Raw genomic sequence first — 13,824 nt, 5'->3', positions numbered from 1 at the left:
CCGTCGCTTTTCCGGTGCCGGCCGCCCTGCCGCCGGCTTCCGTGGTCCCGTTCCCGGTGCCCGCGGCCTCGGCGGCCCCGGACTTCTCCTCGTCCCCCTCTTCTTTCCTGTCTTCCTTCCTGTCTTCTTCCTTGTCGCCCGCGGCTCCCGCGTCTTCCCCGTCCTCCGGGTCCTCCGGTCGGGCGTCGGTCCCGGCAGTGGGCCCGGTGTCCTCGTGCCCACCGGTGTCCCCGCCCACGGTCGCCGGGACCCTGGTGCGCGTCGTCACCGCCGCCCTTGCGGTCACCGTCTCCGCCAGCCGTCCCGTCCAGCGGCGGGAGGCCCAGGCGAGGCCGACCAGCAGCACCACCAGACCGATCTTGATCAGGAGCAGCTGGCCGTAGCGGGTGCCGGTGAGCGCCTGCCAGGAGCCGGTCTGGCGCCAGGACTGGTAGATCCCGGTGGCCATCAGGACGAGGACGGAGCCGAAGGCGAGACGGGAGAAGCGGCGTACGGCCGCGGTCTCGACGGGGGCCTGATCGAACGTCCCGTACAGCGCGACGAGGAGGGCGACGAGCCCGCCGAGCCAGGTGGCCATGGCGAGCAGATGGAGGACGTCGACGGGCATCGCGACACCCGGCTGGAGCCCGGTCGAGGCGTGTTCGGACATGGCCCAGCTGGCCGCGAGCCCGACGGCGATCGCGGTTCCGCCGATCGCGAGCCCGAGGGCCGGGTCGCGTGTGTCCTCCTCGTCCTTCGAGCCGGACGCGGTGGACGAGGAGGAGGGCGAGGACGGAGGCGGACCGTCCGGCCGGTGCGCGGCGCCGTCGTCCGGGGCGGTGGGCGAGGGACGGGTGTACGTCCCGAAGAGCACCGCGACGAACAGGGCCGCCGCGGCGAGCAGCAGCAGCCGGGAGACCAGTGCGGCGCCCGTCTTGGTCTGGAGGACCTGCCCGAGGAGGGTCAGGTCGAGGATGTCCGCGGCCTTTCCGGAGGTGGTGTAGGCGCCGCGCAGGAGCAGCAGGACGAGCGTGGCCGCGGTGAGGGTGACCCAGCCGGAGACGACGAGCCGCTGGACGGGCCGCACCCCCGCACCGCGCCGCCAGCAGGCCAGGACGAAGGCGGAGCCGCCGACCAGGACGATGAAGCCGGCGTACGACACATACCGTCCGAGCCCGTAGAGCGCGCCGACGACTCCGCCGCCCGCCTCCTGGCCGCCGACCGTGACGGAGGTCTTGGAGGGAGCGCCGACGGAGAAGGTGTAGGCGCCCCCGACGGGATGGCTGTCGACCGAGACCACCTGGTAGACGACGGTGTAGGTGCCGTCCGGCAGGCCTCCGCGCAGCGGCACGGCGTAGGTCGTCCCCCCGGCCTCGAAGGGTTTCCCGGTGTCGACACGGTTGCCCCGGGGATCGAGCACGCGCAGCGAGTCGTCGTTCAGGGCGACCTGTTCGGAGAAGGTCAGCGACACCCGGCCGGGCGCCTCGTCGACCACCGCCCCCTGCTGGGGATCACTGCCGGTCAGCGCGGCGTGCGCGGAGGCCGGGGCGGCCCCGGCGAACAGCGTCCCGGTGACGGCCAGGAGCAGCAGTACCAGGTTCCGGACGCGGGAGGCGATGGTCTGCGGCAAGGGGTTCCTCCGTCAGTGTCCGTGCTCGGTCGTGGGGCGGTACGTGGCCGCCTTCACCGGCACCTCGACCTCGAGGTCGCCGGACTTCGCGAAGTGCAGTTCGACGGTGACCGTCTGGCCCTGACGGAGCCTGCGCTTCAGCTTCTCGAACATCAGATGGTGGCCGCCGCTTTCGAGGACGAGCCGTCCATGGGCGGGGACGGTGAGGGGGCCGGCCTCCCTCATCGTTCCGTCGACGGTCTCGTGCACGGTGACCTGGCCCGCGTCGGCGCTGGTGACCGAGGTGAGCCGGTCGGCGGCGTCGCCCTTGTTCTCGATGGTCAGAAAGCCGGCCGCCAGCGAGTCCGAGACGGGCTGGGGGATGTAGGCGGAGTGGACGGACAGCTCGGCCTTCCCGCCGCCGGAGTCGCCGCAGCCGGTGAGCAGAACCGTTCCGGTCAGGGCGGCGGCCAGGAGCGCGGCCGCCGGTGCGGGTCGCCTCATGGCTTCTCACCCTTGACGAGCTTGGGGAGGTCCTTGGTGTAGTCCTCGACGGTGGCGTCCTCGCCGTACAGGACGTAGCCGGCGTCGGTCTTCGGGGAGAAGGCGACCACCTGGGTGCCGTGGTTGGAGACGAGCTTGCCGTTCTTGTCCTTGGTGGTCGGCTCGATGGAGATGCCGAGGGTGCGCGCGCCGGCCTGGATGGTGTCGAAGTCACCGGTCAGACCGACGAAGTCGGCGTTGATCATCTTGAGCCACTTGCCGAGCTCGGCCGGGGTGTCGCGGTCCGGGTCGGTGGTGACGAACACCACGCGCAGCTTGTCCTGCTCGGCCTTGGGCAGGCTCTTCACGGCGACCGCGATGTTGTTCATCGTCAGCGGGCAGACATCGGGGCAGTGCGTGTAGCCGAAGTAGATCAGCGTCGGACGGCCGGCGGTCTCCTTGCGGAGGTCGTACGTCCTGCCGCGGGTGTCGGTGAGGACCAGATCGGGCTTCTCGAACGGGGTGTCGAGAACGGTCGCGGCCTTCCGCGAGGTGTCCTCGGAGACGACGGAGACGGGCTTCTTGCTGTCCTCGCCGCTGCCGCAGGCGGACAGGGGCATCGTGACGGCGGCGAGCAGCGCGGCCACCGCGAATGTCTTCTTGCGCATAGGAAAATGTCCCAGATGTGAGAACTCCGGCGCGCACCGGGGGGCGTGCGCGGACGTCGCACGGCCCCCCGGGCGCCGACGGATGACCGGGTCAGGCGGCGGTCCGCTTGCGGCCGGCGAGTACGCCGAAGGCCACACCGGCGGCGCCGACGAGAATGCCGACGACGCCGAGGACACGGGCGACGGTGTCACTGCCGCTCTTCGAGGAGTCGGCGGCGGTGTTCCGGGCGGCGGGCTCGGCGTCCTTGGTGTCCTCGGCGTTCTTGGCCGACGTGCCGTGGCCGTGGCCCGAGGCCTCGGTCAGCTCCAGCACCGGCGCCGGGTTCTCCGGCTCCTCCTGGCCCTCCTGCGGCACCTCGATCCAGCGTACGACCTCCTTGTTGGAGTACGTCTGGAGCGCCTTGAAGACCAGCCGGTCGGTGTCCTCGGGCAGGGTGCCCACGGAGACCGGGAACTTCTGGAAGTAGCCGGGTTCGATGCCCTTGCCGTCGGCGGTCCAGGTGACCTTGCTGACGGCCTCGGAGATCTTCCTGCCGTGCACCTCGAGCGGCTTGTCCAGCTTGGACTTGGTGACCTCGATCTTCCAGCCGTCCACCGGCTGCGGCATCACGGAGGCCAGCGGGTGGTCGGTCGGGAAGACGATCTCGAGCTTGGTGGTGGAGGCGTTGTCGCGCTCGTTGGGCACCTTGAAGCCGATGGTCGCGTAGCCGCCCTTGGGCGCCGCGCCCTCCGGCTGCACGCTGACGTGCGCGAAGGCGGGGGCGGACAGGAGGAGGACGGCCGGACCGGCGAGGGCGGCGACGGCAGCGAGGCGGGAAGCCTTCATGAAGGATGCACTCCTTGTCGAGGATGTCCGATGTCGGAGGGATGCGCGTGCACGGCGGGACCACGGGACCAGCGGTGTGGCGGTGTTCCCGGCGGACGGGCGCGCGTGCGTGCCGCACGACGGCGGCCGCTCCCCGCGTCGGAATCCGTTCGGTGAGCCGGTGGCCGCGTCGTGTCAGGCAGCGAGGGCGAACGCGGCGGCCGCCGGCGGACCGCGGCGGATCACCGTGTGCTGGAGTGCGGTGGTGCGGGGGATGGGGGGCGTGAGGTCGGCGGTCCGCCGGAAACGGGGGATCGCGTCGGGCGCGGGCGGCAGCCCGGCGCACAGGGCACGCACCAGCGCGAGCGCCGCGCGCAGGGACCCCATGAGCGCCTTCTCGGCGACTCCGTGCGCCGACAGGTCGAGCAGCCGCAGCAGGGCCAGGTCGCCGCGGCGCAGCAGCCAGCCCGCGGCGAGAGCGGCGAGAACGTGGACGAGCAGCATCGTCAGGGACGGCAGCAGCGTGGCCGGACCGTGGGCGGCCAGGGCGTCTGCCGAGTGGTGCGCGGCGCCCGTGCCCGCACCGCCGTCGTAGACGCGCGCCTCGACGAGTATCCGATGGGCCTGGGCCGGGCTGATCGCCCCGACGCCGGCCCCGCACACATACCGCGCCGCCTGCTGGACGAGCTCGGCGTCGGACAGGACGGACCCGGAGCCCACCGGCCCCGCGGGCGTCCCGCCCGCTCCTTTCTGCCCCAGCCCGAACAGGACGTGCAGCGCGGTCTGGCCCGCCGCGAGCAGGGCCGCGATCCCCGGCAGGGAACGCGTCCGCCCGGCGAGCGGCGCCACCACGGCCAGCGTCCCCGCAAAGCCCGCGCCCAGCGTCCACAGGGGCACCGCGGCGCAGGAGGCCACCGCGTGACCGGCCGCGGCCAGCACGACGCAGACCGCGGCGAACACCGCGGCCCGCAGCATCCTGAGATCGCGTCCGGCGCACGTCGCGCGCGGAGGGGGGACAGCCATGGTGGCCTCATCATCGCACTGGCCCCCGGGGCGCCGTACGGCAGGTCCACAAGATGCGGTACGTCCGCATGCATCCGAAAGGCCGCGGTCCGTCACCGGCGGCCCGCCCATACACCGATTTCCCGGCCGTCACATCCGCCGATCGGACGGTGAGCCGTCAACGCTGTGCTTACGGCCGGGCACGCGGGGCAATAGGTAACGGTATGTCGAGCCGCGGCCGGGAGGCTGGAGCATGAGCATCTGGTGGTCACTCCATCTGCGGCGCGACGCTGCGAGCGTGCCGCTCGCCCGGCGGCTGCTGCTGGGCACGATGGAGACCGCGGGCGTCGACCCCGATGTCTCCTACGACCTGTCCGTCGCCCTGAGCGAGGCCTGCGCGAACGCGGTCGAGCACGGCGGGGGCGCCGGCTCCTCCGGGGCGTACCGCGTCACCGCCTACCTCGACGGGGAGAAGTGCCGTATCGAGGTGGCCGACGAGGGACCCGGCTTTCCGCCCGGCGGCCACCGCCTTCCGTTCCGCGCCGTGCATCCCGGGGCCGAGCACGGCCGCGGTCTGTGTCTCATCCGGGAACTCGCCGATCACGTCCGCATCGGCAGGGCGCCGGGGCGGGGCGGCGCGGTGGTGAGCTTCGACAAGACCCTCAAGTGGCGCAAGGACGCGCCGCTGGTGGCGGTGTAGGCGGTCGTCCGGCGGTCTCCCGGCGCCCCCGCCCGGCTTCTTCGCCGCCGCTTCGGGCCGAGAGGGCCCCGGGCCACGGGCTTGCGGGCCACGAGCTGTGGCTGCGGGCCATGAGCTGTGGCTGCGGACTTGCGGGCGCGGGCCTGCCGGCGCCGGACCAAAGGCCGTCCGCGTTCTTTGGGCACGCAATCCGCGGCCCCCGGCACAAGGACGGCCGGGCACCCGGCAAGGTGCCCGGCCGTCACCGTCGCATCGGCCCGCGGGGCGTCAGCTCCTGAGCGAGGCCATCCACGCCTCGACCTCGTCGGAGCGGCGCGGCAGGGCCGCCGAGAGATTGCGGTTGCCGTCCTCCGTGACGAGGATGTCGTCCTCGATGCGGACGCCGATGCCCCGGTACTCCTCCGGGACGGTCAGGTCGTCGGGCTGGAAGTACAGACCGGGCTCGACGGTGAGGACCATGCCCGGCTCCAGCGTGCCGTCGACATACGTCTCGGTGCGCGCGGCGGCGCAGTCGTGGACGTCCATGCCGAGCATGTGGCCGGTGCCGTGCAGCGTCCAGCGGCGCTGCAGGCCGAGCTCCAGCACCCGCTCGACCGGGCCCTCCACCAGGCCCCACTCGACGAGCTTGCCGGCGAGCACCCGCTGGGCGGCGTCGTGGAAGTCGCGGTACTTGGCGCCCGGCCTGACCGCCGCGATGCCGGCCTCCTGGGCCTCGTACACCGCGTCGTAGATCTTCTTCTGGATCTCGTTGTACTTGCCGTTGACGGGCAGGGTGCGCGTGACGTCGGCGGTGTAGAGGGTGTGCGTCTCCACGCCCGCGTCCAGCAGGAGCAGGTCGCCGGAGCGGACGGGGCCGTCGTTGCGCACCCAGTGCAGGGTGCAGGCGTGCGGGCCGGCGGCGCAGATGGAGCCGTAGCCGACGTCGTTGCCCTCCACCCGGGCGCGGAGGAAGAAGGTCCCCTCGATGTAGCGCTCGGAGGTGGCCTCGGCCTTGTCGAGGACCTTCACCACGTCCTCGAAGCCGCGCACGGTGGAGTCGACGGCCTTCTGCAGCTCGCCGATCTCGAACTCGTCCTTGACCAGGCGCATCTCGGAGAGGAAGACCCGCAGCTCCTCGTCGCGCTCGGCGGTGACCTTGTCGGTCAGGGCGGCCTCGATGCCGGCGTCGTGGCCGCGGACGACCCGGACCGGGCCGGTGGCCTCCCGCAGCTTGTGCGGCAGTTCGCGCACGTCGGCGGTCGGGATGCCGTACAGCTGCTCGGCCTCGGCCAGGGAGTGGCGGCGGCCGACCCACAGCTCGCCCTGCGCGGAGAGCCAGAACTCGCCGTTCGCCCGGTTGGAGCGGGGCAGGAGGTAGAGCGTCGCCTGGTGGCCGTCGGCGGTGGGCTCCAGGACCAGGACGCCGTCCTCGGTCTGGTTGCCGGTGAGGTAGGTGTACTCGACCGCGGACCGGAAGGGGTAGTCGGTGTCGTTGGAGCGGGTCTTCAGATTGCCCGCGGGAATCACCAGACGCTCGCCGGGGAAGCGCGCGGACAGCGCGGCGCGGCGGCGCGCGGTGTGCTCCACCTGCTCGATCGGCTTCAGGTCGCGCAGCTCGGTGTCGGCCCAGCCGGTCTTCATGTTCTCGGCGAGCTCGTCGGACACGCTCGGGTACAGGCCGTTCTTGCGCTGCTTGATCGGCTGTTCGTCCGTCGCGGCAGCGGTTTCGCCGAGCGCGGTGTCCGGGGTCTCCGGGGTGAGCTCGTCGGCCACGGTCTTCCTCCTCGGTGCGGTACGGGACTTTCCCCGAGCTCTCGGGCCTCGCTCGAGCAGGGGGACCCCCATCATCGTACGGTCGGGCGGAGGACGGGCCGGGGCGAAAGCGCCTGGTACCGAGGGCGCCGGTGCCACAAGCACCGGTACCGGGCCGGTGCACGGGAGTGCCGTGCGGGAGGCGCCCGTGCCGGAAGTGCCGGTGCCGGGCGGCCTGTTCGGGCGGCCTATTCGAAGCGCGCCGCCACCAGGGCGACGTCCTCCCGGCCGTCGGTCATGTCCTGGTCGTCCGGCAGGACCGTGTGCAGGACGTGGTCGGCGACGGCCTCCGGATCGTGGCGCCGTGCGCGCGGGACGCTCGCCGCGGCCGCATGCAGCCGGGCGAAGGCGCGGTCCACCGGGTCCCCGGTGCGGTGCAGCAGCCCGTCGGTGTAGAGCAGCACCGTCTCGCCCGCCGCGACCTCGAACTCCACACTGGGCGCCTCCCAGCAGGAGAGCATGCCGAGCGGTGCGGACACGGACGTCTCCACGAACTCGGTGCGCCGCTCGCCGACCAGCAGCGGCGGGCTGTGCCCGGCGCCGGCCAGGGTGATCCTGCGCAGGGCGGGCTCGCAGTAGGCGAACAGGGCGGTGGCGCAGCGGGCGGGCTCGGTCAGCCGCAGCAGCAGTTCGAGGTCGGACAGGACGGCGACGGGGTCCTCGCCCTCCATCACCGCGTACGCCCGCAGGGACGCGCGCAGCCGGCCCATCGCGGCGACCGCGGCCGGGCCGGAGCCGGTGACCGAGCCGACCGCGAGGCCGAGCGCGGAGTCCGGCAGCGGCAGCGCGTCGTACCAGTCGCCGCCGCCGCGCGGCCCCGTGCGGTACCGGCAGGCGAGCTGGACACCGGGCACCCGGGGCAGCCGGGAGGGCAGCAGCTCCTCGTAGACCGTCTCCATGCACGCGCGCGTGCGTTCGGTGTCGAGCAGACGCGCCAGGTGCTCGGTGGCGGAGCGGACGTAGAGGCCGGCGAGATGGCGCCGGCGCTCGACCGGCGCGGCGGGCTCGTCGTAGAGCCAGACGGCGGCGCCGATGCGGCCGGCGGTCTCGGTGGACAGGGGCAGCGCGTAACTGGCGGCATAGCCGAGGCGGAGGGCCACCTCGCGGTGGCGGGGGTCGAGGTCCTCCTCGGAGAGCAGATCGGGGTGCACGACCTCGCTCGCGCCGCCCGGCGCCCCGGCCGGGGTGTCGAGGAGGGGGCCGTAGGGCAGGGCGCTGCGCGGCACGGTCTCCAGATGGCCGAGATCGGACCGGGCGAGGCCGAGGCCGACGGTCGTGTCGGGGCCGAGCCCGTCGTCCGGTTCCAGGACGACCAGACCGCGCCGGGCGCCGAGGAGGGCGGCGCCGGCGCGCAGCAGCTCCTGCAGGGCGGCGTCGATCTCCTTCGTCCGGGCCAGCCGTTCGGTGAGCTCGTGCAGGGTGGTCAGGTCGGAGACCCAGCCGGCCAGCCGGTCCTGCAGAAGAGCACCCGGTGCGCAGGGGGCGTGCGGGGCCGGCGAGCCGCTCGCGGGGGAGACCGGAGAGGCGCCCGTGACGGCGGACGTGGGTGCGGCAGTGTGTGCGGGGGCCGGAACCGTCGCATCGATTCCAGCCACTTTCGAGGGGTGAGGGGCGTTCATGGCGTCCGGCTTTCCGACCGGTGCGCATTGCTCAAAAGCATTGCAAACCCCCATGTCATTCTGCGCCGCCAGCAGTGTCTCCACATGTACACGCACTCGTGTGGAGATGTCCAGCATTGTCCTGCTGGGATTCCTGGTGTCAGAGGGGCTTTCGGGACGTTTTCCCGACCCCCTTGCGAAAATTATGAAGTTGGCTTGAAACTGCCTCGGGTGATGGCCCCTTGCGGTCGACTGGGATGTGCTCCACGGAGCGTCACAGCGGTCGTGATGGGTACGTACCCGGAGAAGGCCAGGGGCGGTTGAGGAGAACCCGGAACCTGGCGACGGAACCGGGCGTCCTATCCACCGACGACCGTGCCCCATCCTCGCGTGATGGCGGCGGAGAGCGAACACACGGCACCAAAGCGCCACACTCCGCCACCCCACGCCACGCCCGTGCTTTTGATAGACGCAGTACGGGCGGGGCTGCCGCGGAAGCAGCCAAGAGCTCGGCCCACAGGGGTTTCCCGTGCCTGAAGGCAGGGATGTGATGCGCCCACAGGTACGCGCAGTGAAGTGATCGACACATGGTGTGAGTGATCCAGCGGTGTTGCCGTCGGTGCAACGGAAAGGAACGAGCGCTCATGCGCGAGATCCCGGGAAGGCGACGCAGGTTCCTGTCCCAGCGCGGCGACGGGAGGTCCGGGCCGGTCGACGCGGCCTTGACCTTCGCGGCCCAGTGGCAGTGGCCCGTGCTCCCGGGCGTGGCACCGGACCCGCGGCGGCCCGGCCGCTGCGCCTGCCCCGACCCGGACTGCACGGTTCCCGGCGCGCACCCCTTCGACCCCGGCCTCCTCGCGGCCACCACGGACGCCCGCATGGTGCGCTGGTGGTGGACCAACCGGCCCACGGCGCCGATCATCCTGGCCACCGGGGGCAGGGCCCCCTGCGCGGTGAGCCTGCCGGCCCTTCCGGCCGCCCGGGCCCTCGCCGCGCTCGACCGCGTCGGCATACGGCTCGGCCCGGTCGTCGCCACGCCCGCGCGCTGGGCGATCCTCGTCAAGCCGTACTCGATGGAGCAGTTGGGCGAACTGCTCTACGCCAAGGACTTCGTCCCCGGCTCCCTGCGCTTCCACGGTGAGGGCGGCTACCTGGCGCTGCCTCCCTCCGAGACCGGGGCCGGCCCGGTCCGCTGGGAGCGGGCCCCGCTGCCCGGCTCCGCCTCGCCCTGGGTGCCCGATGTGGAGGCCGTGGTCGACATCGTGGTGGACACCCTCACCCGTACGGGTGTGAGCGCGCCCGAGTTGTAGGGGTATCGGGCGCGCGGCGGGCGAGGTGACCGTTTCGCACCGTTATCGTCCCCGCATGGTGCGTCATCGCGGAGGACGTCGTCGCAAAGGGCGTCGTCGCAAAGGACATGGAAGCCGGCCGCTGCCGTGCGGCGGCCCCGGCCCCCGGCGCGTCCGTCTGCTCGCCCTGCTGGCCGCCGTGGCCGGTGTCGCGGCACTGCCGCTGGCCGCGGCGTCCGCGGGGCAGCCGGGCGACCGGAGCCCCGTGGCCGCCCCGTCCGCCGTACGTTTCTCGCCGCACGGAGGCGACCGGATCCCGTCCGCGGAACCCACCCGTTCCCCGCGGCTGCTCGGCCTGGGCCCGGCCACCGCCGCACGCTGCGGCCCGCAGACCGTCTCGCCCGGGGGCGTCCGGGCGCAGACCTGTGTGCTGACCCAGGGGCAGGACACCTGGGCGCGCACCTACTACCGCAACACCACCGGCCGTCCCCTGGAGGCCGCCCTGACCCTCATGGGCCCCGGGGAGCGCACCGTGCTGACCCGCTGCGCGGCGGACGGGGACGACGGACCGGGGATGTGCGAGACGCCCCGGGAACGCCTCCGGGGGGAACCCAGGGCGTACGCCGCCGTCGCGGAGTTCGCCGAGCGCGGCGCGGACGGGCCGCTGCTGCTGCGCTCCGGAAGCAGCTCCCCTGCCGACTCTCCTGCCAACTCTCCTGCGAGTACGGGTAGTTGGTGAACGACTGCACGCGGTGACCGGGAGTGCACATGCGAAGGCCCGGTTACTGGCGACGGGGGATACACCAGCAACCGGGCTGTATGAACGGTAACAAGAGATCGGCAGTTCGCAAATTCGGTCTCAACTTTTCCGGTCACCGGGCGAGCCGTCTTTCCGGACACCGACTCCCTTGCGTGGAAGGGGAGTTGTGGCCGGAATCACCCCGTGCGGAAAAGCCGCGCGGGGCGACTCCGGCCGGCCGCGGACGGCGGACCGTCCGGCGGCGGATCAGCTGAGGGTGACCTGACGGTTGGTCAGGCCGCCGCGGGCGCGGCGCTCGTCCGCGGTCAGCGGCGCCCGGACGGCCAGGGCCTCGGCCAGCCGCTCGGCGAACTCGGCGGCCGGCTTCTCCACGTCCTGGGCGCCGATCTCGCTCGGCAGGTCCCACACCGGCACCGTGAGGCCATGGGCACGGAAGGAGCCCACGAGCCGGGTGTTCTCGCCCAGGTGGGAACGGCCCGCCGCGTGCAGCCGCGCCAGGGCGTCCAGCAGCTGCTCCTCCGGGTGCGCCATGACCCAGCGCAGGTGGTTCTTCTCCGGTGTCCGGCACCAGTACGCGGCCTCGACGCTCTGCAGACGCACGGTCGGGATGGCCGCCGCGTTGGCCCGCTCCAGGGAGGCGGTGACCTCCGGCGTCGCGTTCTTCGCGTCCGGCACCCAGAACTCGAAGCCCTCGTGCACCACCGGCTCGAAGGGGGCCTCGGTGTCGAGCACGTCCTGCAGCCGCGGACCGCCGACCGGGGCGCGGCGGCCCTGCACCGGCGTGCCGGGCTCGGCCTCCAGCGCGCGCAGCAGGGTGTCGGCGAGATCGCGGCTGAGGTCGCCGGACGGCGTGTCGTTCTGCAGGCCGAGCAGCACCGAGCCGTCGTCACGGCGCAGCGCGGGCCAGGCCATCGGCAGGACCGTGGCGAGCGTGACGGAGGGGACGCCCTCGGGCAGGCCGTCCTTGAGCGTCAGCTCGGCCGTGGCGGCGGGGACCAGCTCGCGCAGCGCCACCCAGTCGCACTCCCCGGGAAGTCCTTCGAACGGCCGCTGCACCAGCTCGGTCGCCGCGTGCGCGGCGGCCCGGCCGTGGCAGGCCTTGTAACGGCGGCCGCTGCCACAGGGGCACGGTTCGCGCGCGCCGACCACCGGGATCTCTTCGTCCGTGAGCTGCGGGCGCTTGGCCTTGGTCTGGGGTCGCTTCTTGGCCATCTGGGTGTCTCCCGGTTACGGCTCGTCTCGTACGGGCGCGAGCCTAGCCGTTCACGCCGTCGGCGACGGGACCCTGTGGACAAGGAGGGCGATACGGACGACCGATCGGGTTCCGCACCCGTGGTGTGCGGCCGATGCGCCGCCGAGGCGCCGCTGATGTGCTGCCGGGGTGCCGCGCCCGTGGCGGCCCGGGAGCCGCCGGTAATGCGCCGGTGAACCGGTCACGACCCGTTTCCGCCGGGGGCGCCGGACCTGCCGCGCGTCTGCCGAGTGCTTGCTGGACACCTGCCGGGTGCCGCGCCCGCGCCCTTGGTTCCGGGGCTCAGTCCAGGTCGTCGAAGGCGTCCGCGAAACCCAGCCCGGGCAGGGACGACACCGGTGGTGCGGTGACCCGGGAGGCGAAGTCGTCACGGCGGTGGCCGGCGTCCGGGTCGTACACGTCGTTGTGGACGACCACCCACACGGTGACCTCGCCGTCCACGTGGTCCCGTACGCCCCAGTCCTCGCAGAGCGCGGTGACGATGTTCAGCCCGCGGCCGCCGTGCGCGGTGACCGAGGGAGTGGCCGGGGCCGGGCGGGTCGGGCCTCCGCCGTCGGTCACCTCCACGATCAGCCGGCCGTTCGCGTCCACGCGCCAGGCGGCCCGGACGTCGCCGTCACCGGCCAGGGCACCGCCCAGCGGCCTGCCGTGCTTGCAGGCATTGCTCAAGAGTTCGGAAAGAACCAGTACGGCATCGTCGATGACCGACTCCGCCACGCCCCCTCTGCGCAACTGCTCGCGCATCCGGTGCCGAGCTGCCCCCACGCCCGCAGGACCATGGGGTACGGCCATGCTCGACGACGTGGGCACCTCCTGTGCCACCACCAACGCCACCCCCGAGACCTCCTTCGCCCCACGCCACGGTGTGGATGCCCCACTGGCCTGTACCGGAAACCGGCCGGTCACCGTCCGGTGACGCATTCACCACGGATGAACACGCACCGAACGCGCCGGAGCACTCCCCGTCACCGCTCTTGCCATGTGGCCGGATTTCTTCGGTGTGGCCGAAAAGGGAGGATGGTGCAGCGTGAGCCTCCTGGTCAAGGTGCGCAAGGGGCCTGCGACCGAACAGCAGCCGAGCCGCGACGGGCCTGCGACCGGACGCGGTCCGTCCGGCGGGACACCGGGGGCCGGGGCCGGGATGTGCCCCGTGCGCGGCGATCCGGCACCACGGCCGGGAACGGCCCGTGACACCGGGACCGGCCCGCCGCCGGACGCCGGCGGGTACTGCTGTGAACGGCCCCGCGGCATCCGGGGCCGGCCCCGACGGACGCGGCCGGTCAGCGGCCGAGCCGGCGCAGGACCGCGTCCGGGCGGTCGGTGATGATGGCGTCGACGCCCAGTTCGGCGCAGAGATCGACGTCCTTGGGCTCGTTCACCGTCCACACGTGCACCTCGTGCCCCGCCTGCTTGAGCCGCTGCACGTACCCCGGATGGTTGCGCACGATCCGGATCGAGGGGCCCGCGATCCGGACCCCCGTGGGCAGCCGTCCGTCGCGCAGCCGGGGTGAGACGAACTGCATCAGATAGACGGTCGGCAGGGTCGGCGAGGCCGCCCGCACCCGGTGCAGCGAACGCGCCGAGAAACTCATCACACGCACCGGTGATTCCTCGGCCGACGCCGGGGCGTCCAGGCCGAACCGCTTCAGAAGCGCCATCAGCCGCTCCTCGACCTGACCCGCCCAGCGCGTGGGGTGCTTGGTCTCGATGGCCAGCTCCACCCGGCGCCCGGCGTCGGCGACGAGCTCCAGGGTGAGGACCGAGGTCTCCTCGGGGTCCTCCGGCCGCACCTCCCAGTCCGGCTCCTCGTCCCGGCCCCGCCAGAAGGCACGCGTGCGCGCGTACCCGAAGTCCAGCGCGGCCAGGTCGGCGAGCTCCAGGGCCGACA

General features: G+C 72.9%; 13 protein-coding genes. 3 read left to right on the top strand and 10 right to left on the bottom strand.

Annotated elements, in window-relative coordinates; all coding sequences use genetic code 11:
• The 5 genes from CCN35_RS22995 to CCN35_RS22975 form a co-directional block, all read right to left on the bottom strand.
• Positions 1-1,609, bottom strand: a 1,609-nt coding sequence (locus tag CCN35_RS22995) for a copper resistance CopC/CopD family protein (protein WP_086794139.1), incomplete at its 3' end; no start/stop codon positions are given.
• Between the two features lie 12 nt (positions 1,610-1,621).
• The gene (locus CCN35_RS22990) at positions 1,622-2,092 is read right to left on the bottom strand and encodes a copper chaperone PCu(A)C (protein ID WP_067398738.1); all 471 of its coding nucleotides are present in this window, start codon (positions 2,090-2,092) and stop codon (positions 1,622-1,624) included.
• The gene (locus CCN35_RS22985; protein ID WP_086794137.1) at positions 2,089-2,739 is read right to left on the bottom strand and encodes an SCO family protein; all 651 of its coding nucleotides are present in this window, start codon (positions 2,737-2,739) and stop codon (positions 2,089-2,091) included. The genes CCN35_RS22990 and CCN35_RS22985 overlap by 4 nt, the downstream gene beginning before the upstream one ends.
• Before the next feature lie 91 nt (positions 2,740-2,830).
• A complete protein-coding gene (locus CCN35_RS22980; protein WP_067398734.1) occupies positions 2,831-3,565 on the bottom strand; it encodes a YcnI family copper-binding membrane protein in 735 nt (244 codons plus the stop codon).
• Positions 3,566-3,739: 174 nt separating this feature from the next.
• Positions 3,740-4,567, bottom strand: a complete 828-nt coding sequence (locus CCN35_RS22975) for a hypothetical protein (RefSeq protein ID WP_067398732.1) — start codon at positions 4,565-4,567, stop codon at positions 3,740-3,742.
• 232 nt (positions 4,568-4,799) lie between these two features.
• Here CCN35_RS22975 and CCN35_RS22970 point away from each other — a divergent pair, with 232 nt between their 5' ends.
• Positions 4,800-5,246 carry an ATP-binding protein gene (locus CCN35_RS22970; RefSeq protein ID WP_067398729.1) on the top strand — a complete coding sequence of 149 codons (447 nt, stop codon included), beginning with the start codon at positions 4,800-4,802 and terminating at the stop codon, positions 5,244-5,246.
• 267 nt (positions 5,247-5,513) lie between these two features.
• Here the strand turns inward: CCN35_RS22970 and CCN35_RS22965 are convergent, their stop codons facing one another.
• Positions 5,514-6,998 (bottom strand): aminopeptidase P family protein, encoded by a 1,485-nt coding sequence (locus CCN35_RS22965; protein ID WP_086794134.1) that lies wholly within the window; start codon positions 6,996-6,998, stop codon positions 5,514-5,516.
• 227 nt (positions 6,999-7,225) lie between these two features.
• Positions 7,226-8,773 (bottom strand): PP2C family protein-serine/threonine phosphatase, encoded by a 1,548-nt coding sequence (locus CCN35_RS22960; protein ID WP_201450913.1) that lies wholly within the window; start codon positions 8,771-8,773, stop codon positions 7,226-7,228.
• Between the two features lie 506 nt (positions 8,774-9,279).
• Between CCN35_RS22960 and CCN35_RS22955 the strand changes: the two genes are divergently transcribed.
• Both CCN35_RS22955 and CCN35_RS22950 read left to right on the top strand, forming a co-directional pair.
• Positions 9,280-9,945: a bifunctional DNA primase/polymerase gene (locus CCN35_RS22955; RefSeq protein ID WP_067398721.1), complete on the top strand. Its 666-nt coding sequence runs from the start codon at positions 9,280-9,282 to the stop codon at positions 9,943-9,945.
• A gap of 55 nt (positions 9,946-10,000) precedes the next feature.
• A complete protein-coding gene (locus tag CCN35_RS22950) occupies positions 10,001-10,663 on the top strand; it encodes a hypothetical protein (RefSeq protein WP_245863366.1) in 663 nt (220 codons plus the stop codon).
• Positions 10,664-10,930: 267 nt separating this feature from the next.
• Here the strand turns inward: CCN35_RS22950 and CCN35_RS22945 are convergent, their stop codons facing one another.
• The 3 genes from CCN35_RS22945 to CCN35_RS22935 all read right to left on the bottom strand — a co-directional run.
• Positions 10,931-11,896 carry a DUF5926 family protein gene (locus CCN35_RS22945; RefSeq protein ID WP_067398716.1) on the bottom strand — a complete coding sequence of 322 codons (966 nt, stop codon included), beginning with the start codon at positions 11,894-11,896 and terminating at the stop codon, positions 10,931-10,933.
• A 322-nt stretch (positions 11,897-12,218) separates the two neighbouring features.
• Positions 12,219-12,857 (bottom strand): ATP-binding protein, encoded by a 639-nt coding sequence (locus tag CCN35_RS22940; RefSeq protein ID WP_067398714.1) that lies wholly within the window; start codon positions 12,855-12,857, stop codon positions 12,219-12,221.
• A 359-nt stretch (positions 12,858-13,216) separates the two neighbouring features.
• A partial coding sequence (locus CCN35_RS22935) for a glycerophosphodiester phosphodiesterase family protein (RefSeq protein ID WP_086794130.1) occupies positions 13,217-13,824 on the bottom strand: 608 nt, incomplete at its 5' end.

Origin of the sequence: Streptomyces thermovulgaris (assembly GCF_002155915.1) — a bacterium.
GTDB classification, from domain to species: domain Bacteria; phylum Actinomycetota; class Actinomycetes; order Streptomycetales; family Streptomycetaceae; genus Streptomyces; species Streptomyces thermovulgaris.
The sequence above is the reverse complement of the archived record's forward strand: the minus strand, read 5'-3'. Positions and strand labels throughout refer to the sequence as shown.

Bases quoted from the DNA above. Each gene is read 5' to 3' on its own strand.
- CCN35_RS22950 (WP_245863366.1), top strand. From the start codon at position 10,001: ATGGTGCGTCATCGCGGAGGACGTCGTCGCAAAGGGCGTCGTCGCAAA.
- CCN35_RS22960 (WP_201450913.1), bottom strand. From the start codon at position 8,773: ATGCTGGACATCTCCACACGAGTGCGTGTACATGTGGAGACACTGCTG.
- CCN35_RS22990 (WP_067398738.1), bottom strand. From the start codon at position 2,092: ATGAGGCGACCCGCACCGGCGGCCGCGCTCCTGGCCGCCGCCCTGACC.
- CCN35_RS22970 (WP_067398729.1), top strand. From the start codon at position 4,800: ATGAGCATCTGGTGGTCACTCCATCTGCGGCGCGACGCTGCGAGCGTG.
- CCN35_RS22985 (WP_086794137.1), bottom strand. From the start codon at position 2,739: ATGCGCAAGAAGACATTCGCGGTGGCCGCGCTGCTCGCCGCCGTCACG.
- CCN35_RS22975 (WP_067398732.1), bottom strand. From the start codon at position 4,567: ATGGCTGTCCCCCCTCCGCGCGCGACGTGCGCCGGACGCGATCTCAGG.
- CCN35_RS22940 (WP_067398714.1), bottom strand. From the start codon at position 12,857: ATGCGTCACCGGACGGTGACCGGCCGGTTTCCGGTACAGGCCAGTGGG.
- CCN35_RS22945 (WP_067398716.1), bottom strand. From the start codon at position 11,896: ATGGCCAAGAAGCGACCCCAGACCAAGGCCAAGCGCCCGCAGCTCACG.
- CCN35_RS22980 (WP_067398734.1), bottom strand. From the start codon at position 3,565: ATGAAGGCTTCCCGCCTCGCTGCCGTCGCCGCCCTCGCCGGTCCGGCC.
- CCN35_RS22955 (WP_067398721.1), top strand. From the start codon at position 9,280: ATGCGCGAGATCCCGGGAAGGCGACGCAGGTTCCTGTCCCAGCGCGGC.